Origin of the sequence: Cryobacterium sp. TMT1-3 (assembly GCF_004402315.1) — a bacterium.
In the GTDB taxonomy this organism is placed as follows: Bacteria; Actinomycetota; Actinomycetes; order Actinomycetales; family Microbacteriaceae; genus Cryobacterium; species Cryobacterium luteum.
This window is the reverse complement of sequence record NZ_SOFW01000030.1, coordinates 1-23268: the sequence shown is the minus strand read 5'-3', so window position 1 is coordinate 23268 and position 23268 is coordinate 1. Positions and strand designations below refer to the sequence as shown.

The following is a 23268-nucleotide window of genomic DNA, read 5'->3' as shown; positions in this document are numbered from 1 at the left end:
CGGGCCCGGGCCCGGCAACCGGGCCCATGTTCTATCGTGGGCCCAGCGACCGGGCCCGGGCCCGGTCGGTCGGCGGGGCATCCGTCTGCGGGTTTTGCAGGTTTCGATGGCACACTGAACACTCGACTTTTTAACACTGGGAGCCGCTTGTGACGCTTGACCCGACTGCCCCGACGGTTGACCCTGTCGCTGATCCCCTGGCCGACCCGACCGCGCGGGCGGAGATCGCCGTGATCGGCGGCTCCGGGCTCTACGAACTCATCGACCCGGCCGGCGCTGTGATGCACCAGGTGCACACCCCCTACGGAACCGCTCCGGTCACGATCGGCCTGCGCGCCGGTCGCCGCGTCGCGTTTCTGCCCCGTCACGGCAGCGGCCACAGTGTCGCTCCGCACCTGATCAACTACCGCGCCAACATCTGGGCGCTCGCCTCGATCGGCGTGCGGGCGATTATTTCCTCGTCGGCCGTCGGGGGAATCACTCCGGAGTACGCGCCGGGCCTGCTCGTGGTCACCGACCAGTTCATCGACCGCACGAGCGGACGCGCCGACACCTTTTACGACCGGGAGTCGGTGCAGCACCTTTCCGCCGCCGACCCGTTCGACCCTCTCCTGCGCGGTTATGCGCTGAGCGCCCTCGAGAATCTGGGCGAGAACTTCGCGCCCACCGGCACCGTCGTCGTCATTCAGGGCCCCAGGTTTTCGACCAGGGCCGAGTCGGTCTGGTTCCAGTCGATCGGTGCGCACATCGTGAATATGACCGCCTACCCCGAGATCGTGCTGGCCGGCGAACTCAACATGGGCACGGTCAACCTGTCGTTCGTGACCGACGCCGACGCCGGGCTGGCACCGGTGCTCGGCACCGAAACCCGTGAGACGGATGCCGTCACCGCGTCGGCCGTATTCCGTCGCCTCCGCGACGCCCAGCCGCGCATCCTGGCCGCGATCGACGGGATTCTGCGTGCCCTGCCCGCGGACTTCGCTCCGCGGCAACTCGTCGACCCGGCCGAGGTCGATGCCGTGCTCGGGCGTGCGGTGCTGTCGGACTCGTTGCTGTCGGATTCGGCGCTGTCGGATTCGCTCGAGGAGTCCACGCGATGACCGCCTGGATTGCCCCCTGCCTCGGGCGCCTGACGATTGCCGGGGAGCAGCCGCACGCTCCGGCCCGGGGCCGGGCCGGCAACTTCGAGCGGAACCCGTCATGACCGGCGAACTCCTGCTCGTCACCGGGGGCGCCGGCTTCATCGGATCGGCAATCGTCGATGCTGCCCTCGCCCGCGGCTACCGCGTGCGCGTGCTCGATTCGCTGCGCGCCGACGTGCACGGCCCCGCGCCGGAACGTCAAACCGATGCCGATGCCGATGCCGATGCCGGATCCGGTGCCGGGCCCGGGTCCGACATCGAATCCGTTCCGGGCCCGGGCCCGGAAACCGGGCCCACGATAAATCATGGGCCCACGTTCCGGGCCCGGGCCCGGACAGCTCCAGCCAGACTCGACCCGCGCGTCGAGTTCGTGCACGGCGACGTCACCGACCCGGCCACGGTCGCCCGCGCCCTCGACGGCATCGATGTGGTGTGTCACCAGGCCGCAAAGGTGGGGCTGGGAGTGGACTTCGCCGACGCCCCCGACTACGTGCACAGCAACGAGGTGGGGACCGCGGTGCTGCTGGCCGCGATGGCCGAGCGGGGCATCCGTCGTCTGGTTTTGGCGTCTTCCATGGTCGTCTACGGCGAGGGCAGCTACCGCGGCCCGAACGGATTCACCCGGCCCGGCCCGCGCCGCGCGAGTGACCTCGACGCCAAACGGTTCGACCCCCTCGACCCGGTCACCGGGCGCCCGCTCGAGCCCGTGCTGGTGAGCGAGACCGATCCGCTCGACCCGCGCAATGTCTACGCGAGCAGCAAACTCGGTCAGGAATACCTCGCCACCGCCTGGGCCCGCTCGACCGGCGGACGCGTCGCCGCCCTGCGCTATCACAACGTCTACGGCCCCGGTATGCCGCAGAACACTCCGTATGCGGGAGTCGCTTCGCTGTTCCGCTCGGCGATCGAGCGCGGCGAAGCCCCGCGCGTCTACGAAGACGGTCGGCAGCGCCGCGACTTCGTGCACGTGCGCGATGTGGCCGCGGCCAACATCGCCGCGCTGGAGTTCACCGCGTTCGACTGGGTATCGCGAGCGGCTGTCACGACAACGGATGTTGCGGGCCAAGCTGTTCCCGCCACCGATTCAACAGTCTCTCCCCGGCCCGCTCCCGCTGATGAGGCCTCGTCGAGGCCGCCGACCGTGCATTCCGATTCTGGAATATTTCGCCCGTTCAATGTCGGCAGCGGAATCGTGCACACCATCGGCGATATGGCGACCGCCCTCGCTGCGGCATCCGGTGGCCTGGCCCCGATCGTGACCGGCCAGTATCGGCTCGGCGACGTGCGGCACATCACCGCATCGTCGGAGCGTCTGCGCACGGAGCTCGGCTGGGCGGCCCAGGTCTCCTTCGACGACGGCATGCGCGAGTTCGCCACGGCGCCGCTGCGTGCGGCGGTGCTTCCCTGACCGGTCCCGATCATTCTCGGTGGCTAATTCAGGAAATCCGGGCTGGCATCCGGCCGTTACCGCCGGTTTCCGGGCGTGCCGACGCGGCCCACAGGAAAATTTCCTGAATTAGCCACGGCGGAGAGCCGAAACGACCGCCTCACCCCGCCGGATGCTGCGGCAGCAGCAATTCGAACCGGCACCCGCCGCCCACATTGGTCACGGTCACCTGCCCAGCATGAGCCCGCACGATACCGTCGACGATGGCGAGTCCCAACCCGGCGCCGCCGCTTTGTCCCGCATCGGACGCGGTGCGCGGCTCGCTCGCTCGCCATCCCGCCTCGAACACCCGGCCGAGGTCCTGCTCGGGAATGCCCCCGGCGGCATCGACGACGGAGATCACCGCGCGCCCGTCGACGTGCCGGGTGACCGAGACCACGATGGCGCTGCCGGCCGGGGAATGCTGAATGGCGTTCATGACCAGGTTGCCGACCGCGCGGGCGAGCTCGCGGGCATCCGCTTGCAGGGTGAGACCGCGTTCACCCTCGAAGCACAGGTTGAGCGATTTGGCGAGCGCGACCGGTGCGAGGTCGGCGATGGTGTCGCTGATCAGGTCGTAGAGGGCCACCCGTTCCAGGTTGAGCTGCAGCGCCCCGGCGTGAATCTTGGACAGCTCGAACAGGTCATCGACCATGCCGCTGAGCCGGTCGACCTGCCCGCGGATCTGCACGTAATACCGGTCGGGGTCGGGTGCCATGCCGTCCTCAAGGGCCTCCGCCATGGCCCGAATCCCGGCCAGCGGTGTGCGCAGGTCGTGCGAGATCCACGCCACGATCTCGCGCCGCGCGGTCTCGATCCGTTCCTCCTGCTCGCGCGATTCGCTCAGCCGGTCGGCCGTCGCGGCCAGCTCCCCGGCCAGCGAGGCGAACTCCGTACTGGTATGCCGCTCCGGTGAGATCACCGATTCGCCGCGACCGATACTCACCGCCGCGGCCCGAAAATAGCGGTTGTCGCGCACCAGGGAGCGTCCCAGCACCGACGCCATGACGAGTGACACGATTCCGGCGACGACGGCCACCGAATAGAACACGGTCAGGTCGTGCGCCGACAGGTACATGAGCGAGGCCACCGCTGCGGTGCCGCTGACCACCGACGCCACGGTCGCGAACGCGACGACGATGAGCTGCGTCACGAGCGATCCCCGCGACAACAGGCGCAGCGCGAGCAATCCCAGCGCGCCCACAACGAGCGCGCAGCCGAGGGCGATGCCGGCCACGGTCGCGAAGACGCCGGCGGTCATCGTGCGGCGCTTCCTGCGAAGCGGATGCCGCCCGCCCCGCCCGTGCGCGTTCGGGCGCTCCCGGCGGTGGGCTTCGGCGAGTTGTTCAGCGCAGCTCGGGGGTCGCTGGCCGGCACCCTCATGCGGTGCCGCCTGACGTCGCGCTGCCCGATGCCGTGCTGCCCGACGCGGTGCCGGCTGACGTCGTGTCGCCCGACGTCTCGCCGCCCGAGGCCGGCCCGAGCGGCACCGGATCGAACCGGTATCCGACCCCCCAGACGGTGTTCACGAGCAGCGGATGCGCCGGGTCGACCTCGATCTTCTCCCGCAACCTGCGCACGTGCACGGTCACCGTGGAGAGGTCACCGAATTCCCAGCCCCAGACCGAGCGCAGCAGTTCTTCGCGGGTGAGCACCTTCGACGGCCGCCAGATCAAGTAGGCGAGCAGGTCGAATTCCCGGCTCGTGAGCACGAGCGGCTTGCCGCGCAGCCGAATCTCATGCGCGGCGAGGTTGAGCGAGAACTCGCCGGCGTCGAGGATCCCCTCCGGAATCGATTCGGTGCCGCTGCGCCGCAGCACCGACTGCACCCGCAGCACGAGTTCTCGCGGCGAGAACGGTTTCACCAGATAGTCGTCGGCGCCCGCCTCGAGCCCTTCGATGCGGTGCTCCTCTTCGCCGAGGGCGGTTAACATGATCACCGGCAGCGCGCCCCAGTTCACACGAATGCGCCGGCAGACCTCGATGCCATCCAGCAGCGGCAGCATCCGGTCGAGCACCACGAGGTCGGGCTGCACACTTTCGGCCTGGCGCAGACCGGCGAGCCCGTCGACGGCTTCGTCGACGACGAATCCGGCGGCGCGCAGATACTGCCCGACCACCTCGGACACCATGGGATCGTCCTCGATCACGAGCACGCGGCGCCCGGCGAGGGCATCCGCTCGGGGCGGTGCAAAGTATTGGGAGGGGGACACCCCCTCAGACTAGGCGGGCGGCCGCGGATCTGCGCAGACCTGCGCGCCGTTCCGCCGCAGGCGCACGTCTTTCTCCCGCCGAGTGCTTGGGCCCGCTTCCCGAGGGTGGGCGGTGCTGGGTAACTCTGCGCACTAAAGCCCAGCATCCGTCAGCGGTTCGTAACCTCTTTCGCCTCGAAGGCCCAGACCCCCCGCTTAGGGTCGAATAATGATGAACATTCGGGTGGACGTGGTGTTGCCCTGCCTGAACGAGGCGCAGGCATTGCCCTGGATCCTCGAACGGATGCCCGCCGGCTACCGGGCGATCGTCGTCGACAACGGCTCGACCGACGGTTCCGCCGACGTTGCGCGAGCCCTCGGCGCGCACATCGTGCACGAGAGCCGCCGCGGATTCGGCGCCGCCGCCCACGCGGGGCTTCTCGCCGCGACCGCCCCGATCGTGGCGTTCTGCGATGCCGACGCCTCGATGGATCCCCGCGACCTGCCCCGAGTGGTGGACCCGATCAGCGACGATGAGGCCGATCTGGTGCTCGGACGCCGCCGCCCGACCACCCGCAGTGCGTGGCCTCCGCACGCCCGTGTAGCAAATACCTATCTTTCTTGGCGACTGCGCCGAATAACAGGTGTGAACATTCATGACCTCGGCCCCATGCGAGCGGCCCGCCGCGACCACCTCCTCGCCCTCGACCTCCGCGACCGCCGTAGCGGGTATCCGCTCGAGATGTTTCTCGGTGCGGCTGCGGCCAACTGGCGCATCCTAGAAGTCGACACCGGCTATTCGCCGCGGGTCGGTCGCAGCAAGGTGACCGGAACCGTGCGCGGCACCCTCACTGCGATCAAGGACATGGCAGCGCTGCTCGCCGTCACCCAGCGAGGAGACCGCTCATGACCGCGATCGTCGTCATCGCCAAGGAATGCCTGCCCGGCAAGGTGAAGACTCGCCTGCACCCGCCGCTCTCCCTCGAGCAGGCCGCCGAACTCGCCGCCGCCAGCCTCAGCGACACCCTCATGCTCGCATCTCGGCTGCCCGCCACCCGCCACATCCTGGCGTTCGATGGTGTGACGCCACCGCCCGAGGCGTCCGACTGGGAGATTCTGCCGCAGGCCACCGGCGGCCTCGACGAACGCCTCGCCGCCATCTTCGACCACCTCGACGAGCCGACCCTGCTCCTCGGAATGGACACCCCGCAGGTCAGCGCTGCGGCCCTCGAACCGGTTTTCTTCGGCTGGGGTGACGAAACGGATGCCTGGTTCGGCCCCGCAAACGACGGCGGTTTCTGGGCCCTCGCCCTGAAAAACTCCACCGGTGCCCTGCTTCGCGGCATTCCGATGAGCCGCTCCGACACCGGCACGCACCAGCTGCGACGCCTCGACCGGGCCGGTCTCACCGTGGGTCTGCTGCCCGCACTCACCGACATCGACACCATAGCGGATGCCCGCGCGGTCGCCTCGGTCGCCTCCGATACGCGCTTCGCGCGTACTTTCGCGGGGATGCGGGCATCCGCTCGGCGCGACGTCGTCGACGGTGCCGACCTGAGTGCTGCCGACCTCCCCGCGCTGATCGGGGCACGCTCGTGACTCTCGTCTCGTCTCGTCTGCGGCAGGCGGTCGACTGGGCGATCGGCGATGAAACCTCCGTCTGGGCGATCGGCGACGATGCCGCCGACGCTGACCGATTCACGCCAGAGCTGGTCGGCCAGCCCGCCGACTGGGCGGCCGATGACGCTGTCGACCGGGCGACCGCAGAGCGCTTTCGCCGCCCGACCACGTTCGGCGCCGGCGGATCCGAACCGTATGCCCAGGCGTTGCAGAGCGCCGACAACGTGCTGTACCTGCACAGCACTCACGCCGATGCCGAGCCGGGAACCCCCGCACGGGTATCGACCATGCACGCCGCACGCTGGAGTGCCGACGCGGACGCGACCGACCGCTCCTTGCTCGCCGGCGTCGCGGGACCGGTGCTCGACATCGGCTGCGGACCGGGCCGCATGATCCAGGCCGCGATCGATGAGGGGCTCGACGCCCTCGGCGTCGACGTCTCGCCGACCGCTGTGCGAATCGCGCTCGCCGCCGGACTCGCCGTGCTGCAGCGTTCGGTGTTCGACGACATCCCGCTCGCGGGAACCTGGGCGACCCTGCTGCTCGTCGATGGCAACATCGGCATCGGCGGCGACCCCGATGCCCTGCTCGATCGCTGCGTGGCGCTGCTCGCCGCCGACGGAGTGCTCGTCATCGAAGTGCATCGCGACCCCGAGCATGACGTCGCCTACGAGGGCACCCTGCACGACGCCGCCGGACGCACGAGCGACGCGTTCCCCTGGGCTGAGATCGGAATCAGCGCGCTGCGCCGCCGAGCAGCCCGGGTCGGCCTCGTGCAGGTCGCCGAGTGGACCCGCGGCGGCCGCTCCTTCGCCCGCCTCGCCCGCGCCTGACCGCAGTTCTTTCCGGGCCCGGTCCCGGAAACTGGGCCCAGGCTAGATCATGGGCCCGGTTCCCGAAGCTGGGCCCGGCGGCGCCGCGGGCTCCCGCACGCATGGACGGGGCCCGGGCCCCGTCCCCGGGCCCAGTTTATAAACTGGGCCCGGGGCTACAAGGTGGGCCCGGAAGCACCTCAGCGCCCGGAATCATCCGGTAATGCCGCGACCGGCTGCCGCCAGCGCAGGAACACGCCGACCGACAGCGCCGCCGTGACGAGAGCGAGCACGATCCAGAAGATCCCCAAACTGAGCCCGTAATTCAGCGGCAACACGGTCGGATTCGCCGGCGCGAAATTCTCCGCCACGATCAGCGGTACCGCCACGAGCGAGACCAGAGACCCCACGACAATGCCGCCCTGCACGATGGCAATCACCATTCCGGTCGCTCGGCGACCCACCCGCCGCAGCGCAAGGCCCAGCGCAAACACGATCGGCGCCAAAATCGCATCGTGCAGCACGATCGCCGCCGCGATCCACAGCGCCACCCCGGGAATGCGGGTCAGCCGCACCGAATCGAACAGCACAAACGCGCCCCAGGCGAGCAGCAGCACACCGATACCCACCAGCACCAAACGGATGCCGCGCATCCGCCGGCCAGTCGAGGCCGGTATCCCAGCCGGCGGCGGGTTTAGCCCGGACCCGGTGCCATTCACACCGGCGCTACCAGCATCCGCTGTCATCAGATCGCCTCGATTCGGCTCAACCACTTGGTCTGCAGGACCCCGGGCCGCCCCGGCGCGATCATGCGCGCCGGATACCCGTGCTCGAGGTCGAGGGTCTCACCGTTGAGCTCGAGCGCCACGAGCGTGAGCGGGTCGCGCACATACTCCCGGCCCATCTGGGTCTTGCTGAAGCTGCCGCGTTCTTCGAGGCTGATCAGGCGAAACGAGCTGTCGGGGGCGGCGTCCATCAGATCGGCGAGGTCGCGCAGCCGCACCCCGCGCCACGACGCCATCTGGCTCCAACCTTCGACGCAGGCGATCGGCAACCGCACCTCGGTCTGCGGCAGCGCGAGCAGCTCAGAACGGGTGAAGGAACGTTCGGTGCCGGCGACCGCGAGGGTGAGAGTCCAGCCGGCGGCCATCGCGGCATCCGCTACCTGGGCCTGTTCGCTCGTGCGATTCACCGGAACACCCTGCTGGCCGACGCCCTTCTTGCGCGGCCCGAACAGGTTGACCGCGTTCAGCGGAGTGAAGGTCTGCCCGGCGGTCAGGGCCACGACCGCCGTGGTGGCCACGCCGACCGTCGTGAGAAAGCCGCGGCGACTGACGCCGCCGGCAACGCGCGGCGTGGCATCGATGTAGTCGAGCACCCGCCCGGTCACCCCGCCCGGCCGGGAAGGACCCCACAGCCGCACGGCCTCCGCATTGGCCGAACGGTCGTTCGACACCGCGTCGACGAGGTGGTCATCGTCTGCAGAAGTTGATTTGCTCCAGTACCGCGTGATCACCGGCAATTTCACACCGATGTGAATGACCAGCAATCCGATCAGCACCCAGCCGAGCGCAAAGTGCACCTGCCGAAACGGAAACGGCCACGGATACCACTGGTAGGTGTTGAGCAGCCCGATCGTGATCTGCACGAGCGAGGCGCCCACGAACAGGGCGATCGAGGCCCGTTCGAGAAAGTGAACCAGACCACGCACTGGGGGATAAGCGAACAGTTCGGGAAAGACGATGTACAGCTTGGCCAGCAGCAGTGGAAAACAGGCGATGCCGGCCACGATATGCGTGCCCTGGGTCACCTGGTAGAGAAACTCCGGTCGGGTCGCAAAGCGCATCCAGTCGAGCGGTTCCTGCAGAAAATGACTGTACAGGCCGGTGCCGAAACAGATCAGAAAGGCGGCGCCGAGCAGCCGGCCGATCACCGTCGCCATCCGCGGATTGCGTACGGGCGACGCCAGTGCCCGCTGGGCCTCATACATCAATCGTCGCATACCTCTATTGCACCATTGCACCGCGGCAACAACCGAACGAAATTCCTTACAGTGTGGGGGTGTCTCGGCGGCGGACCCCGTGCGACACAGCACCGTGAGACAGACTGAACCGTGCGCATCACGATCATCGCGACCCTGCTGGCGCTCAGCGCTGCCCTCACCGCGTTCGGCGTCATCGCCCTCGACCTGTTCGAACCCGATCGCGACGAGGTGCAGCTCGTGCTCGTCACGAGCGCGCTCTGGCTGCTCTTCGGCGTCGCCTACTGGCTGCTGCGCCGGGTGAATGCGCGCGCCGTCATCGCCCTGGTGCTCGCCGGTTCGGCCCTGATCGGCGGCGCCGCCATGGTCGGCCCGCCCAACACGAGCACCGACTCGGCCCGGTACGCCTGGGACGGCATCGTGCAAACCAATGGCATCAGCCCCTACGCCTTCACCCCAGCGGATGCCCGCCTCGATTCCCTGAGACCCGACTGGCTCTTTCCCGCCCCGCAGACCACTGCCGCGGGCAAGGAGATCTGCGTCGGCGAACGCATCGCCACCACCCGCACCACCGACGGTGACCGGCTCTGCTCGGCACTCAACCGCACGGCCGTGCCCACGATCTACCCGCCGGCCAGTGAAATTCTCTTCGTCGGCGTTCGTTTTCTCACCGGACCGGAGCCGGAATACTGGCCGTTGCAGCTGACCGGCCTGCTGCTGAGTCTCGGCACGACGGCACTGTTGCTGGTCGGAATGCGGCGCCGCGGCCTCGATGAACGAAACGCGGCGCTCTGGGCCTGGTGCCCGCTCGTGGCGACCGAGGCGATCACCAATTCTCACGTGGATATGCTCGGTGTCATTTTCGTCGTCGCGGCAGTGTTCCTGGTGTCGAGCAAGAAGGTCTGGCGCGGCGGCATCGCCCTCGGAATCGCGATCGGCACCAAGCTCATCCCCGTGCTCGCCGCTCCCGCGCTGCTGAAACGGGGCGGATGGCGCCTGGTGGCGGCATCCGTGCTGAGTTTCGCGCTGCTCTACGTGCCCTACGTGCTCGCCACCGGCATCGGGGTGCTCGGTTACCTGCCCGGTTACCTCACCGAGGAGGGCTACCAGGACGGCTCCCGGTTCGCGCTGGTGTCCCTGGTCGCACCGGGGGCATCCGCGGTGATCGTCGCCGGCCTGATCCTGGCGATCGTGGCTGTGCTCGTCATCATCACAACCGATCAGAACCAGCCGTGGATCGGCCAGCTCGTCATGATCGGCGCGACGCTGCTCGTGCTCAGCCCCCGATACCCCTGGTATGCCCTGCTGTTGCTGCCGTTCGTGGCGCTGAGCGGCCGCTGGGAATGGTTGCTCGTGCCGATGGCACTCACCCTGCGGCTGCTCGTGCCGAACCTCGAGCTCACCCGGGCGTCGATCGCCATCGCGGTGCTCGTCATCGTCGTCGTCTCGCTGCGCCGCGCCGGCCCCGGCTCCCTCACGCGGATGCTGCCGGCTCGCCCCGCCTGACCCGGTCGCGGCCCGTGTGGGGGAAGCTGGCACGGGTGCGAACACGTGCCGGCTTCTCAAAGACGTGCTGCGAGACCTGTGTTAACACAGAGTTCATGCTGCGGACGGCTGCGCAGCGGATGCCGGCCACCTCCGCTCCTTAACGTGGGCAGATGCACGCCTTTCAGCGTGCTGCGAACCACGAAAGAGTGCCGCCATGCGCAGAATTCTGATTATCGCGGCGGCCGCCGCCCTCAGCACGGTGCTCGTCGGCGGCGCGGTAGTGGCCGTGCAGGCGGAGTCGGCGCTCGCCGAACCGGCCCGGGCCGCCGCGCCCCTCGACACGGCCGCCGCGTTCGACCTGCAATCCCACCGCGGCGGCCGCGGCGAACACACCGAGGAGAGCCTCGCCGCCTTCGCCGCCTCGCTCTCCCTCGGCGTCAGCACCCTCGAACTCGACACCCACCTCACCCGCGACGACGCCGTCGTGGTCTGGCACGACGATGTGCTCACCGCGAGCAAATGCCGCGACACGGCTGCCGCCTTCCCGGGCGACAAAGCGTTCCCCTACGCCGGCAGCCGGGTGCGTGACCTGACCCTCGCCCAGATTCACACGCTCGATTGCGGCTACCAGCTGCTGCCCGGCTACCCCGAGCAGCAGAACGTGCCCGGCAACACCATCGCCGAACTCGTCGACGTGTTCGCGCTGGTCGAGGCGCACCGCGCCCACACGGTGCAGCTCAACATCGAAACCAAGATCGAAACCCCCAGCGACCACGACGAAATGGCCGCGCTCACCCGAGCCGTCGTCGCCGACATCGAGGCATCGGGGCGCGCCGACCGGGTCACCGTGCAGAGCTTCGACTGGGCCTCGCTCAACCTGGTGCGGCAGATCGCGCCCGAGCTGCGCCTGATTGCCCTCGCCCAGGACGACGACTGGCTCGAGGTCGCACAGCCCGGCGCTAGCGCGCACCTGGGCGGCCTCGACATCGACGACTTCGACGGTTCGGTCGCGCGCGCTGCTGCCGCCGCCGGCTACGACGCCCTCTCACCGGTCTTCGAGACCGTCACGCCTGAGCTGATCGCCGACGCGCACGCGGCCAGGCTGCCGGTGATCCCCTGGACGGTGAGCGAAACCGCGCTCATGCACACCCTCATCGACCTAGGCGTCGATGGCATCATCACCGACTATCCCACCCGGTTGCGCGCCGTGCTCGCCGAGCGCGGCCTGAGCCTGCCGACCGCCTACCCGGCGGCGTGACCGTGCGCACCGACCCGCGAGCCCCGACGGCCGGCCGGCCGCTCGCCACCCCGCCCGCTGTCACCCCGCCCGCTGTCACCCTCTCCCTATTCGCCCGGCTCCTCGCCGCCTGCGCCCGGGCCCTGGCCGGGCCGCGACGCCGCCTGGCGGGGCTGGCCGGCCGCATCCGTCGGGCCTGGCGTTATGAAGTGCACGCCTTCTGGCGCGCCAGGGCGATCAACCCGAACGCCGTGCTGTACGAAGCGTTCAACGGCTCCGGGATGCTCTGCAACCCCGAAGCCCTGTTTCGGCAGCTGCGCGAGACGCCCGACCAGGCTCGATTAAGGCACATTTGGGCGTTGAAGAATCCGCGCGCCGCCCGGCGCGACTTTCGCGGCGACCGCACGGTGCGTTTCGTGAAGAGCGGCTCATCCGCCTACTATCGGGCGCTCGCCACGAGCCGGTACCTGATCAGCAACGCCACCTTTCCGCCGCAATTCTCCAAGCGACCGGGGCAGATCTACCTCAATACCTGGCACGGCACCCCGCTCAAACACATGGGCTACGACATGGTCGACGGCGCGTTCGGCACCGCCAATATCGTGCGCAATTTCGTCAGCGCCGACTACCTACTCGCCGCCAACCCCTTCATGGCCCGCCAGATGTATGAGCGCGCCTACAAACTCGACGGCATTTTTGCGGGACGGATGCTGCTGGCCGGCTACCCCCGCATCGACCGGCAGACCCTGAGCCCGGAGCAGTCGCGCGCCGCCCGCGCCCGGCTCGCCGGACTGAATCTCGGCGACCGGGAGATCGTGCTCTACGCTCCCACCTGGAAGGGCGCCTCGTTCGCCCACCCCGACGACGACCTCGATGCGCTGCTCGACCGGGTGCGGCAGATCGAACAGGGCATCGACAGCACGCGCTATGTCGTGCTGCTGAAAACCCACCAGGCCGTGCACGCGCTCGCCGCCGGCCGCGCCGACCTCGCGCGGGTGCTCGTGCCGAACGACCTGCCGACCAACGTCGTGCTCGGGCTAACGAGCATTCTGGTCACCGACTACTCGAGCATCTTTTTCGATTTTCTCGCCACCGGCCGGCCGATCGTGTTCTTCACCCCCGATCTCGCCGACTTCGAGCAGGCCCGCGGACTGTACCTGGCGGCCACCGAGCTGCCCGGCCCGGTCTGCCGCACCGCTGCGGCGGTGGCCGCGGTCATCGGCGAGGTGGCTGACCACGGACGGCTGCCAGCCTTCAGCCAACGTTATCGGGTGGCCCAACACGACTACGTCGGCCAGGATGACGGCGCCGCGAGTGCCCGCGTGATCGACATCGTTTTTCGCGGCGCCGACCCGGCCCGTGCCCTGCACGAGTCGCCCCGGCCCGCCCGCACGTCCGTGCTGATCTACCTCGGCGGCATGAAACCCAACGGCATCACCTCCGCCGCCCTCAACCTGCTCGGCGCCGTCGACCACGACCGGTTCGACATCTCGGTCGCCTTCGCGAAGAGCAACGCGCCGGCCCGCCGCGCCAGCCAGCGCCTGGTCGACCCCCGCGTGCGGCAATTCGCCCGCATCGGCGGCATGAACGGTGGAGTCTGGCAGCGCCTCGTTCGCCGACACCGCGGCGCCCCCGCCCGCGCTTTCGCCGCCGAATTCACCCGCTGCTTCGGCGACAGCCGCTTCGACCACGTCATCGACTTCAGCGGCTACGGCCCGTTCTGGGCGGAACTGCTGCTGCACTCGCCGCCGGCCGTGCGCTCGATCTGGCTGCACAACGACCTCGCCGCCGACGCCCACCGCAGCGTCGGCGGAGCCAAGCGGATGCTGCGCGGCCTCACCGCAACCTTCACCCGCTACGAGCGCTACGACAGCCTGGTCTCGGTGTCGCCGGCTCTCGCCGAGATCAACGCCAGGGACCTCGCCGCCTATGCGCCGCAATCAAAATTCACCGTCGCGCACAACACCGTCGATGTCGAACGCATCCTGCGCGGCGCGGCCGCCACGGAACCCGCCACGGAACTTGAAGCTGAACCAGCCGACCCCAATGCTGCATCCGCTGAATCCGCCACCGACTCCGCTGCATCCGCATTATCCGCGGCCGGCCCGCGCGCGGCGGAGCAGGAGCCGGCCCGGTCCGGCATTTTCGCACCGGAAACCGACGTCACCACCACAACGTTCGTCACGATCGGCCGCCTCTCGCCGGAAAAGAACCAGGCCCGCCTGATTCGGGCGTTCGCGCTCGTGCACGCCCGGCATCCGCTCACCCGACTCGTCATCGTCGGTGGCGGCCCGCTCAAGGCCGAGCTCAGCGCCCTGATCCGTGACCTCAACCTGAGCACGGCGGTCATCCTCACCGGGCCGCTCGCCAATCCGTTCCCGGTGCTGGCTGCGGCCGACTGCTTTGTACTGTCGAGCGACTACGAGGGAGCACCGATGGTGATCCTGGAGGCGCTGGTACTGGGGCGTGCGGTTGTGACGGTGGCTTTCGCATCCGTTCACGATGCGCTGCCGCATGCGGCCGGTCTCGTCGTTCCGCAGACCGATGCCGGTCTCGCGGCCGGCCTCACGGCGTTTCTGCGCGGCGAGGTCGCGGCCGGCGCGTTCGACCACGAGGCCTACGTCCGGCGAGCGGTCGCCGAGTTCTACCGCGCGATCGGGGTGCCCGACGACCTCGACGCCGAACTGGCCGAGCTCGCGCCGATCGAGCGTCTCGCGAAGCGCTAAACGAATACCCGGCCGCGACCCGTGAGTTTCGCGTGCCGACCCGTGAGTCCTGGCTCAAAAGTGCGCGAAAATGTCCCGAAACTCACGGCTCGGCGCATGCAAACGTCCGCTCGGTGAACCGATGCCGCAGTGCGCGCCCCGCCCCCGCAAAGAGCCCCGCACGCACAAAGCGGGCCCGCCAATCCGGCGGGCCCGCTCCTTCATGCCCGAAACCTACAGGTACGGGCTCACGTTCTCGTCGAACGAGGTCGCAATGGCCGTGCTCGCGACCGCGAACGCCTCGGCCGGGGCGGTCTGCTGCAGCATGATCTTTTCGAGCGCCGTCGTGAGTTCCTTGTCGGCGTTCGGCACGAAGACGCGGCCCCAGTCCTGGGAGCGGGTGGTCTCGAGCTGGTCGACCGCCGTGCGAAACTGCGGGAACTCGGCGTAGACCTGGGTCATCGTCTCGCCGTCGCGGGCCGAGGTACGCACCGGCATGTAGCCGGTGTTCGACGAGAAGTAAGCGGTGTTCTCCGAGTTGGTCAGAAATTTGAGGAACATTCCAGCGGCCAGCTGCTGCTCGGGGGTGCGGTCGGCGGCGATGGCGACGCCGGTCCCGCCGGTCGGGCAGGCCTGCCCCTCCGGGCCTTCGGGCAGAAAGCCGGTGCCGACCTCGAACGTCGCGGCCTTGAGAATGCCGGTGAGTGACCCGGTCGAGCCCATGATGCAGCCGGTCAGGCCGGCGCCGAAGTCGGCGACCTGGTCGACGGCGGCCACCGTGGCGACCTTCCTCTCGTAGATCAGCGACTGCAGGTAGTCCGCGGCCGCGATCGCTTCGGGGGTGTCGAGGGTCATCGTCCACTCGTCGGAGTACGCGCCGCCCTGGCCCCACAGCATGTTGCAGAACCACCACGCCGCCCAGGATGCGCCCTTGCCGAGACCCAGCGGGGTGACGCCGCCGTCGGCCGCGATCTTCGGCGCCCACTCGTCGAACTCGGCCCAGGTCTTCGGCGCGCGGTCGGGCAGTCCGGCCTTGGCCCAGACGGCCTTGTTGTAATAGAACAGCGGGGTCGACCGGGCGTAGGGGATGGCCCAGTGGTTGCCGGTGAAGGTGTAGTCGTCGTACAGGGTCTTGTTGAAGTCGTCGGTGTCGAACTCGAGGTGCTTGGCGAGGTCGTCCAGCGGCAGCACCTGGCCGTTGATCATGTAGCGGAACCACCACACATCGCTCGCCAGCACGAGGTCCGGCACGCTGTTGGTACCCGACGCCGCCTGGAATTTCTGCGCGATCTCGTCGTAGTTGGCGCCGGCCGTGACCAGGGTCACCGTGATCTCCGGATTCTCGGCTTGAAAACGCTTGATGATCTCTTCTTCGATCAGTTTCGAGGTGCCCGGGTGGTTGCTCCACCAGGTGATCTCCTTCGCCGGCACGATGCCGGTCCAGTCGGTCGCGGCGCGCGAAGCGGCTCCGGCGCCCGCTCCGAGCGACGGGCCGCTGCACGCGGCGAGGGTGGCGGTGGCACCGAACACCGCGGCGAGTTTCAAAATCTGCCGGCGGTTGATGGTGAAGGTGGGTGTCGCGGTCATAGAACTCTCCTTGAAGGGGTACACACGATGAACAGGAAAAATTGGCGGCGCGCATCCGCTCAAATAAACGGATGTGCGCAGCGTCAGCCGGTGACGCCGCCGGCGGTCAGACCGGCGATGATTTTCTTCTGCAGCGCAAAGAACGCGATGAGCACGGGCACGGTGACCAGCACGGTGCCGGCCATGAGCACGCCCCAGTTGGTGACGCCGTCGTTGTTCTGCAGCAGCATGAGCCCCACGGGCAGCGTCATCATGTCGGAACGGTCCACGACGAGCAGCGGCCAGAGGTACTCGTTCCACTCCGAGACGATCGAAACCAGGGCGACCGCAGCGATGGTCGGCGCGGAAATCGGCACGATGAAACGCCACAGGCGGGTCCAGTGGCTGGCACCGTCGAGCGCGGCGGCTTCGAGAATGGAGATCGGCAGGGTGAGAAAGTGCTGGCGAAACAGAAACGTGCCGAACGCGCTGGCCAGGCCCGGAACGATGATGCCCTGGTAGGTGTTGATCCAGCCGAGCGACGCCACGAGGGTGAAGTTGGGAATCATCACGATCTGCTGCGGTACCAGCAGGGCGAAGATCACCAAACCGAAGACGAACTTCTTGAACGGAAACTCCAAAAACACGACCGCGTAGGCGGTGGTCAGGCCGAGCAGCAGCTTGAGGCCGGCGCCGATCACGGTGGTGATGGTGCTGTTGAGAAAGAAGCTGCCGAACGGCACGGCGGCCAGCGCGGCGGCGTAGTTTGACAGGTCATAGGCTTCGGGCAGCCACTGAATCGGCACGGTGTAGATCTCATCGCGTTCCTTGAACCCGGCCAGGAACATCCAGACCAGCGGCAGAATCATGATCGCGATGGCTACCGCAAGGCCGAGGTAGCCGCCGAGCTGCAGCGGCTTGCGGCGCCGCGTGGATGTGGAAAGGCTCGGCGTGGCCATCAGTAGTGCACTCGTTTCTCGACATATTTCATTTGGATCAGGGTGACCACGAGCAGAACGGCGAACAGAATGGTCGCGACCGCCGAGGAGTACCCGGCCCGACCGGCCTGAAAGCCTTCCTGGTAGATCTGGTACATCATCGTGGTGGTGCCCTCGAGCGGCCCGCCGCGGGTCATGGCCTGAATGATGTCGAACGACTGCAGCGAGCTCAGCAGCGTCGTGATCGACAGAAAGAACGTCGTCGGGCCGAGCAGCGGCAGCACAATGTTGCGAAAGGCGCGCACCGGAGAGGCGCCGTCGAGCGACGCGGCTTCGAGCAGGTCCCGCGGCACCGACTGCAGCGCGGCCAGGTAGATGAGCGCCACGTAGCCTACGTTCTTCCACAGGTAGACGATGATGACCATGACCAGCGCCCAGTGCGGATCGTTGTACCAAGGCGGTGAGGCCACGCCGATCGCGTCGAGCAGCGCCGCGGTGATGCCGAAGTTCGGGTCGAACACGAACAGCCAGAGCAGGCCGACCGCCACGCCCGAGAGCACGTACGGGGCCACAACGATGGTGCGCGCTGCGCCGCGACCGTGCAGTTTGCGGTTGAGCAGCACCGCGAACACCAGGCCGATGACCATGCCGCCGCCGACGGTCGCGACCGTGAAGATCAGGGTGACCGTGACCACGCGCGCCGTGCCCGGGTCGGTGAACCAGGCCACGTAGTTGCCGAGCCCCACCGGAATCGCCGAGGCTGACCCGAGATTCCATTGCAGCGTCGAGTAGTACAGCGACTGCAGCAACGGCTTGTAGGTGAAGACGATCAGCAGGGCCACGTTCGGGCCGGCGAACAGCAGAAAAAGCAGCCACGATTTCCACGGCTTCTTCTTCCTACGCGGCGTGAACGTGCGGGGCGGCGCGGGGGTCAACGGTGCGCCGACAGCGCCGTTCGGGGCCGCGACCGCCACCGCTGAATCGGTGTCGCGCTGCAGGTCCTCGATGGTGCGCATACGCTGAAATCTTCCTGAAAAATACCGTCGGCCAAGCAGCAGACTCTGTCAGGTTAGGCAGCGCACAGGGCGCTGATCGGCCAATTTGCAGGGATATGCACAGTTGTCGCGAGGCGTTCGCCTGCACAGAACCGAAACTTCAGCGGGTGTTCACCCGCCCTGGCCGTCGGCGTCACCTCCCGCCGTTACGGTGTGCAGATGCCCCCACTCGTCATTGGTCATCGCGGAGCCAGCGGCTACCGCCCCGAACACACCGCTTTCGCCTATGACCTCGCGTTCGAGCTCGGCGCCGACGCCGTCGAGCCCGATATCGTCGCCACCCGCGACGGCATCCTGGTGCTGCGTCATGAGAACGACATTTCCGTCACAACGGATGTTGCCTCCCGCGCCGAGTTCGCCGGCCGCCGCACCACCAAGGAGTTTCTCGGCCACACCGTCACCGGCTGGTTCACCGAAGATTTCACCTGGGCCGAACTGGCCACGCTGCGCGCCCGGGAGCGCCTCGCCCACCTGCGGCCGAAGAGCGCCCGACACGACGACCAGCACCCGATCCTGCGCCTGAGCGACCTATTCGACCTGGTCGACGCGGCGTCGAACAGGCACCGTCGCACCCTCGGCATGGTCGCCGAGATCAAGAGCGCCGCCTACTTCACCTCGATCGGCCTGCCGCTCGATGAGTTGTTTGCCGCTGAAGTGCGCGCGGCCGGCTGGAACGGCAACGACGGGCGCCTCATCATCGAAAGCTTCGAACCCACCGTGCTCGATCAGATCGCCGCGCGCGGCATCATCGCCCGCAACGTGTTCCTGATCGCCCCGGCCGGTCAGCCGCTCGACAGAATCGTGGAACTCGGGGCCGCCGCGCCCTACTACGCCGACCACCTCACCAAGGCCGGGCTCGCCGCCCTCGGCGACAGCGGCACGCTGCACGGCATCAGCGTCGACAAATCATTGATCATCGAAGCGAATTCCGACGGCGAGCTCGTCACGTCGACCCTCGTCGCCGACGCCCACGCGGCCGGGCTGCAAATCTTCTGCTGGACCCTCCGGCCCGAGAATGCGTTCCTCACCGAGCCGCACCGGCAGGGTGAGCTGGCCGCCACCTTCGGACACTGGCGCGGTGAGTTCGCCGCCGTCATGGCCAGCGGAATCGACGGGGTCTTCGTCGACCACCCCGACCTCGCCGTCAGCGTGCGCGACGACCTGCGCAGCCGGGTGGCGGCATCCGTTTGATGCGGTGAGCGGATGCTCGCGGCCCGGCCGCCCCGCCGCCCGTTCCGCCGCCCCATCCCCTCGCGGCACGTGTTTGAGAAGGTGGCACGGGTTTGAACACGTGCCGACCTCTCAAAGACGTGCCACGAACCGGCCGGGCGCGCACAAATCGGGGCCCGCCGTGTGGCGAGCCCCGATTTGTGCTGTGTAGCTGACTCTGTGAGGAGCCGACTGACTACTTGGTTGCGGCGGTGATGGTCGCGATACCGACGAGCAGCTGGTCAGCGACGGCGTCGGTGTTGAAGGTGGAGTTCAGCAGGCCGGCGGCGACGGAGGAGATGTGAACAGTGGTTCCGGTGAGGATAGCGTTGTCGCCGTCCATCTGGAGGGGCTCAAGGGTTCCACCGTAGAGGTTGAACAGCAGGGTCTGGGTCGCGGCGGACTCACCGTTGACCGAGACGTCACCGAGAAGCTCCGAGGTGCCCGGGTCGATGGTGAAGTTGGTCAGTTCGACGACGGTGTCGCCGGCGGTCAGCGAGAAACCGGAACCCTCGTGCTCGATGGAGCCCTGAACGTAGGGGCGGTAGTCTTCCTGCGGGTCGTAATAGTCCACGTTTCCGCCGGTGATCGGGAAGTGCAGGCTGCCCTCTTCGAGGGTGGCCGTTCCCACGGTGCCGGCGCTGAGGCCGAGGCTCGTCAGGGCCGCAGCGAAGTCCGCGTCGAGCAGCACGGCGGTGTCGACACCGGACAGGCTGGGGATCGAGGCGAGGGGCGTCGGGTCAGCGGAGGCCGAGCTGGACGAGCTGGCGGCCGGCGCCGGAGTCGACGTCGTCGCGGACGTCGAGCATCCCGCGAGGCCGGCGATGAGAATTCCAGCTGACGCGAAACCGATGGTGGCCTTGGTGAATGTGCGCATGGGATGAATCCTTTTCTGTAGATCGAGCAGGTGGTGTTGGGGTCTGCATGGTGTTCGGCTCCACCCCCGAAATGGTTTGGAATTGCCCCATTCCGTTACCTTTCCGTTACTCAATACAGCAAACGTTCAGCAAAGTGGGTGCGCCAAAACCCCCGCGATCCCAGTCGTCGAAAGGGATCGCGGGATTGGGATCGAGCGGATGCCCGCTTCGCCCGTTTCCCGCTCGCGGCTCGTGCTGAGAAAATTCTCACGGGTCTGAACCCGTGCAGGCTTCTCGAGCCCGGGCCGCGACGCTGTCGGGGCGGGCGTCCGGCGTTAGAAGTGGCGGAAGCGATCCGGCGCGAGATCCCAGGGGTCTTTGCCGAGCAATTCGGCGACGCCACGAAACACGCAGGTCTCGATCATCATGCGCTGGTGCATCTCATCGTTTTCGTGCAGGCGCGACAGGCGCTGGATGGGCAGGCGGTAGAACACCACGCGGTTCGTCTCCGGCGTCACCATCCAGCGTTCCACCCCGACGCCCGGAATGACCGAGGTGGGGCCCGAGGCAACTTCGAACACCGACGTGCCCAGTTCTTCCGGCCAGACGCCGCGCAAATATTCAATCGTCGAGGCGATCGTCATGTCGAACAGGTCGATGCGGGTGCGCAGCGGCGGCAGGAACGGGCCCGTCGCCGAACTGCGGATGCCGCGGCCGTGCCGATCGCGCCCACGGCCGCGCACGGTCGGTTCGGGCGCTGCGGAACGACGGGATCGGGACATGCTGCCATCCTACGGCGGGCCGGCAGCCGGTACCCTTATAGGCAATGACATTCCGTGCGTGTTCTCGTGTTGCCTGCCTCGAACCCTCGGTGGCCACGCTCACCTTCGACTATGGGGAGTCGTTGGCCGTGCTCGGTCCACTCTCCGGCCGCAAAGAACCGCACAGCTTCGACCTGTGTTCCCGGCACGCGGAACGCACGAGCGCTCCCCAGGGCTGGCAGCTGATGCGCCACCGCCTCGTCGCCGACGAGCCGGGCGCCAACAACTGACCCGCGCGACAGCGTCGACTCGGTCGTGCGCTGCGCGGACGGCGCCGCCACGCTCACCTCCGCGGCCAATTTGCGGCGTTCAACCTCGGCACTGTGCTCGGCGCAGCAGTCGTGTGGCGCCGGCCGGCGGCATCCGTTCTGGCGACCGTGCCGCCTGGGCTAACAATGCGGAGGTCGTCCAGACAGAAATGGCAAGATAGCACCATGACTGTCGCCGCACCCACCGCGCCCCCCACCTTTACCTACAAGATCGCCGATCTGTCCCTCGCCGAGGCCGGCCGCCACCAGCTGCGCCTGGCCGAGAACGAGATGCCCGGGCTGATGGCCCTGCGCAGCGAATTCGGTGAGTCGAAGCCGCTTCTCGGCGCCCGCATCGCCGGATCGCTGCACATGACCGTGCAGACCGCCGTGCTGATCGAGACCCTCGTGGCCCTCGGCGCCCAGGTGCGCTGGGCCAGCTGCAACATCTTCTCCACGCAGGACGATGCGGCCGCCGCGATCGCGGTCGGTCCCACCGGCACGGTGGATGCCCCCGCCGGTGTTCCCGTGTTCGCCTGGAAGGGCGAGACCCTCGAAGAATACTGGTGGTGCACCACGCAGATCTTCGACTGGAGCGCCGAGGCCACTGCCGCCGGAGCCGCCTGGACCGGCCCGAACATGATCCTCGACGATGGCGGCGACGCCACGATGCTCGTGCACAAGGGCCGCGAATTCGAACTGGCTGGCGCCGTACCGGCGGATGCTGCCGGTGACAGCCACGAATACGGCGTCATACTCGCCGCCCTCCGTCAGTCGCTGACCGAATCCACCGACCGCTGGACCCTCGCCGCCGCCGACCTTCTGGGCGTCACCGAGGAGACCACCACGGGAGTGCACCGCCTCTATGAACTCGCTGCGAGCAAGGAACTGCTCTTTCCGGCGATCAACGTCAACGACTCGGTCACCAAGAGCAAGTTCGATAACAAGTACGGAATCCGTCACTCGCTGCCCGACGGACTCAACCGGGCGACGGATGTGCTGATCGGCGGCAAGGTCGTCTTCGTCGCCGGCTATGGCGATGTCGGCAAGGGCGCCGCCGAGGCAATGCGCGGTCAGGGTGCCCGCGTGATCGTGAGTGAGATCGACCCGATCAACGCCTTGCAGGCCGCGATGGACGGATTTCAGGTCGCCCGCCTCGACTCCGTCGTCGAACAGGTCGACATCTTCGTCAGTGGCACCGGAAACTTCAACGTCATCGGTGTTGACCACATGCTGCGCATGAAGCACCTCGCCATTGTCGCCAACGTCGGTCACTTCGACAACGAGATCGACATGGCCGCGCTCGAGTCCCTCGAGGGTGCCGTCAAGGTGCAGATCAAGCCGCAGGTCGACGAGTGGCGTCTGCCGAGCGGACGCAGTGTGCTCGTGCTGTCGGAGGGGCGCCTGATGAACCTCGGCAACGCCACCGGGCACCCCTCGTTCGTGATGAGCAACTCCTTCACCAACCAGGTGCTCGCGCAGATCGAGCTGTATGTCTCGCCCGAGAAGTATCCGATCGGCGTGTATGTGCTGCCCAAGCTGCTCGACGAGAAGGTGGCCCGCCTGCACCTCGACGCTCTCGGAGTGGAACTCACCGTGTTGACCCCCGAGCAGTCCGCCTACCTCGGCATTCCCGCCGAGGGCCCCTACAAGGTCGACCACTACCGCTACTAGCCCCTGCAACTCGTGGGACGGGGCCCGGGCCCCGTCCCTGGGCCCAGTTTCTAAACTGGGCCCCTGGTCATAAGGTGGGCCCGGCGCGTGGGCCCGGCGGGTGGGCCCGGCGCGTGGGGCCGGGTTTCCGACGGTGGGCCCGGTTTCGAAAGGTGGGCCCGGGCGTCGGGGCGCTCGCGCGGAAGAGGCGCGTGGTACTGCGACACGCCCGGGTGGGGTGTGTTTTGACGGGTGGGCTGGGTGGCCGTAATGTATCTATACGTACCCCAAAGGTGCGGAAAGCCGCAGTGCTTCCCG

General features: G+C 67.9%; 20 protein-coding genes. 11 read left to right on the top strand and 9 right to left on the bottom strand.

Annotated features, from left to right (window positions below; translation table 11 throughout):
- The first annotated feature begins 149 nt into the window (after positions 1-149).
- Complete coding sequence (locus E3O25_RS09150; protein WP_338419423.1) at positions 150-1100, top strand: MTAP family purine nucleoside phosphorylase; 951 nt, start codon at positions 150-152, stop codon at positions 1098-1100.
- 100 nt (positions 1101-1200) lie between these two features.
- Positions 1201-2550, top strand: a complete 1350-nt coding sequence (locus tag E3O25_RS09145; protein ID WP_134360986.1) for an NAD(P)-dependent oxidoreductase — start codon at positions 1201-1203, stop codon at positions 2548-2550.
- 139 nt (positions 2551-2689) lie between these two features.
- Here the strand turns inward: E3O25_RS09145 and E3O25_RS09140 are convergent, their stop codons facing one another.
- The gene (locus tag E3O25_RS09140) at positions 2690-3829 is read right to left on the bottom strand and encodes a sensor histidine kinase KdpD (RefSeq protein WP_134360985.1); all 1140 of its coding nucleotides are present in this window, start codon (positions 3827-3829) and stop codon (positions 2690-2692) included.
- Between the two features lie 118 nt (positions 3830-3947).
- On the bottom strand, positions 3948-4781 hold the full coding sequence (locus E3O25_RS09135) for a response regulator transcription factor (protein WP_241983765.1): 834 nt from the start codon (positions 4779-4781) through the stop codon (positions 3948-3950).
- 208 nt (positions 4782-4989) lie between these two features.
- Here E3O25_RS09135 and E3O25_RS09130 point away from each other — a divergent pair, with 208 nt between their 5' ends.
- Genes E3O25_RS09130 through E3O25_RS09120 form a run of 3 tightly spaced genes read left to right on the top strand, consistent with a single transcriptional unit; the run spans position 4990 to position 7213 of the window.
- Positions 4990-5670, top strand: coding sequence for a glycosyltransferase family 2 protein (locus E3O25_RS09130; protein WP_134360984.1), 681 nt, complete (start codon positions 4990-4992; stop codon positions 5668-5670).
- On the top strand, positions 5667-6359 hold the full coding sequence (locus E3O25_RS09125; RefSeq protein WP_134360983.1) for a DUF2064 domain-containing protein: 693 nt from the start codon (positions 5667-5669) through the stop codon (positions 6357-6359). The genes E3O25_RS09130 and E3O25_RS09125 overlap by 4 nt, the downstream gene beginning before the upstream one ends.
- The gene (locus E3O25_RS09120; RefSeq protein WP_241983766.1) at positions 6356-7213 is read left to right on the top strand and encodes a methyltransferase domain-containing protein; all 858 of its coding nucleotides are present in this window, start codon (positions 6356-6358) and stop codon (positions 7211-7213) included. The genes E3O25_RS09125 and E3O25_RS09120 overlap by 4 nt, the downstream gene beginning before the upstream one ends.
- A 179-nt stretch (positions 7214-7392) precedes the next feature.
- Here the strand turns inward: E3O25_RS09120 and E3O25_RS09115 are convergent, their stop codons facing one another.
- Together E3O25_RS09115 and E3O25_RS09110 are read right to left on the bottom strand one after the other, a co-directional pair.
- Entirely contained in the window at positions 7393-7845 is a 453-nt protein-coding gene (locus E3O25_RS09115; protein ID WP_134360982.1) for a hypothetical protein, read from the bottom strand.
- A gap of 92 nt (positions 7846-7937) precedes the next feature.
- A complete protein-coding gene (locus E3O25_RS09110; RefSeq protein ID WP_134360981.1) occupies positions 7938-9194 on the bottom strand; it encodes a molybdopterin-dependent oxidoreductase in 1257 nt (418 codons plus the stop codon).
- 111 nt (positions 9195-9305) lie between these two features.
- Here E3O25_RS09110 and E3O25_RS09105 point away from each other — a divergent pair, with 111 nt between their 5' ends.
- The 3 genes from E3O25_RS09105 to E3O25_RS09095 all read left to right on the top strand — a co-directional run bounded on the left by E3O25_RS09105 (position 9306) and on the right by E3O25_RS09095 (position 14624).
- On the top strand, positions 9306-10679 hold the full coding sequence (locus tag E3O25_RS09105) for a glycosyltransferase family 87 protein (RefSeq protein ID WP_092112025.1): 1374 nt from the start codon (positions 9306-9308) through the stop codon (positions 10677-10679).
- A gap of 196 nt (positions 10680-10875) precedes the next feature.
- On the top strand, positions 10876-11919 hold the full coding sequence (locus tag E3O25_RS09100; protein ID WP_134360980.1) for a glycerophosphodiester phosphodiesterase family protein: 1044 nt from the start codon (positions 10876-10878) through the stop codon (positions 11917-11919).
- Positions 11916-14624 (top strand): glycosyltransferase, encoded by a 2709-nt coding sequence (locus E3O25_RS09095; RefSeq protein ID WP_241988553.1) that lies wholly within the window; start codon positions 11916-11918, stop codon positions 14622-14624. The genes E3O25_RS09100 and E3O25_RS09095 overlap by 4 nt, the downstream gene beginning before the upstream one ends.
- A 213-nt stretch (positions 14625-14837) precedes the next feature.
- On the opposite strand, the gene E3O25_RS09090 is transcribed toward E3O25_RS09095, so the two are convergent.
- The 3 genes from E3O25_RS09090 to E3O25_RS09080 form a co-directional block, all read right to left on the bottom strand.
- Positions 14838-16190: an ABC transporter substrate-binding protein gene (locus tag E3O25_RS09090; protein WP_134360979.1), complete on the bottom strand. Its 1353-nt coding sequence runs from the start codon at positions 16188-16190 to the stop codon at positions 14838-14840.
- An 83-nt stretch (positions 16191-16273) separates the two neighbouring features.
- The gene (locus E3O25_RS09085) at positions 16274-17128 is read right to left on the bottom strand and encodes a carbohydrate ABC transporter permease (RefSeq protein WP_134360978.1); all 855 of its coding nucleotides are present in this window, start codon (positions 17126-17128) and stop codon (positions 16274-16276) included.
- On the bottom strand, positions 17128-18123 hold the full coding sequence (locus E3O25_RS09080; RefSeq protein WP_092112016.1) for a carbohydrate ABC transporter permease: 996 nt from the start codon (positions 18121-18123) through the stop codon (positions 17128-17130). The genes E3O25_RS09085 and E3O25_RS09080 overlap by 1 nt, the downstream gene beginning before the upstream one ends.
- 198 nt (positions 18124-18321) lie before the next feature.
- Here E3O25_RS09080 and E3O25_RS09075 point away from each other — a divergent pair, with 198 nt between their 5' ends.
- Complete coding sequence (locus E3O25_RS09075) at positions 18322-19353, top strand: glycerophosphodiester phosphodiesterase family protein (RefSeq protein WP_134360977.1); 1032 nt, start codon at positions 18322-18324, stop codon at positions 19351-19353.
- 214 nt (positions 19354-19567) lie between these two features.
- Here the strand turns inward: E3O25_RS09075 and E3O25_RS09070 are convergent, their stop codons facing one another.
- Together E3O25_RS09070 and E3O25_RS09065 are read right to left on the bottom strand one after the other, a co-directional pair.
- Positions 19568-20248 (bottom strand): hypothetical protein, encoded by a 681-nt coding sequence (locus E3O25_RS09070; RefSeq protein WP_092112012.1) that lies wholly within the window; start codon positions 20246-20248, stop codon positions 19568-19570.
- A 315-nt stretch (positions 20249-20563) separates the two neighbouring features.
- Positions 20564-21010 (bottom strand): metallopeptidase family protein, encoded by a 447-nt coding sequence (locus E3O25_RS09065; RefSeq protein ID WP_092112010.1) that lies wholly within the window; start codon positions 21008-21010, stop codon positions 20564-20566.
- 44 nt (positions 21011-21054) lie between these two features.
- On the opposite strand from E3O25_RS09065, the gene E3O25_RS09060 reads away from it, so the two are divergent.
- Entirely contained in the window at positions 21055-21279 is a 225-nt protein-coding gene (locus E3O25_RS09060; protein ID WP_092112008.1) for a DUF3499 family protein, read from the top strand.
- Between the two features lie 204 nt (positions 21280-21483).
- Entirely contained in the window at positions 21484-22971 is a 1488-nt protein-coding gene (ahcY, locus tag E3O25_RS09055; RefSeq protein WP_092112006.1) for an adenosylhomocysteinase, read from the top strand.
- The last annotated feature ends 297 nt before the right edge of the window (positions 22972-23268 follow it).

Bases quoted from the DNA above. Each gene is read 5' to 3' on its own strand.
- E3O25_RS09090 (WP_134360979.1), bottom strand. From the start codon at position 16,190: ATGACCGCGACACCCACCTTCACCATCAACCGCCGGCAGATTTTGAAA.
- E3O25_RS09065 (WP_092112010.1), bottom strand. From the start codon at position 21,010: ATGTCCCGATCCCGTCGTTCCGCAGCGCCCGAACCGACCGTGCGCGGC.
- E3O25_RS09145 (WP_134360986.1), top strand. From the start codon at position 1,201: ATGACCGGCGAACTCCTGCTCGTCACCGGGGGCGCCGGCTTCATCGGA.
- E3O25_RS09140 (WP_134360985.1), bottom strand. From the start codon at position 3,829: ATGACCGCCGGCGTCTTCGCGACCGTGGCCGGCATCGCCCTCGGCTGC.
- E3O25_RS09110 (WP_134360981.1), bottom strand. From the start codon at position 9,194: ATGCGACGATTGATGTATGAGGCCCAGCGGGCACTGGCGTCGCCCGTA.
- ahcY (WP_092112006.1), top strand. From the start codon at position 21,484: ATGACTGTCGCCGCACCCACCGCGCCCCCCACCTTTACCTACAAGATC.
- E3O25_RS09075 (WP_134360977.1), top strand. From the start codon at position 18,322: ATGCCCCCACTCGTCATTGGTCATCGCGGAGCCAGCGGCTACCGCCCC.
- E3O25_RS09080 (WP_092112016.1), bottom strand. From the start codon at position 18,123: ATGCGCACCATCGAGGACCTGCAGCGCGACACCGATTCAGCGGTGGCG.
- E3O25_RS09060 (WP_092112008.1), top strand. From the start codon at position 21,055: ATGACATTCCGTGCGTGTTCTCGTGTTGCCTGCCTCGAACCCTCGGTG.
- E3O25_RS09070 (WP_092112012.1), bottom strand. From the start codon at position 20,248: ATGCGCACATTCACCAAGGCCACCATCGGTTTCGCGTCAGCTGGAATT.
- E3O25_RS09100 (WP_134360980.1), top strand. From the start codon at position 10,876: ATGCGCAGAATTCTGATTATCGCGGCGGCCGCCGCCCTCAGCACGGTG.
- E3O25_RS09085 (WP_134360978.1), bottom strand. From the start codon at position 17,128: ATGGCCACGCCGAGCCTTTCCACATCCACGCGGCGCCGCAAGCCGCTG.
- E3O25_RS09130 (WP_134360984.1), top strand. From the start codon at position 4,990: ATGATGAACATTCGGGTGGACGTGGTGTTGCCCTGCCTGAACGAGGCG.
- E3O25_RS09115 (WP_134360982.1), bottom strand. From the start codon at position 7,845: ATGCGCGGCATCCGTTTGGTGCTGGTGGGTATCGGTGTGCTGCTGCTC.
- E3O25_RS09125 (WP_134360983.1), top strand. From the start codon at position 5,667: ATGACCGCGATCGTCGTCATCGCCAAGGAATGCCTGCCCGGCAAGGTG.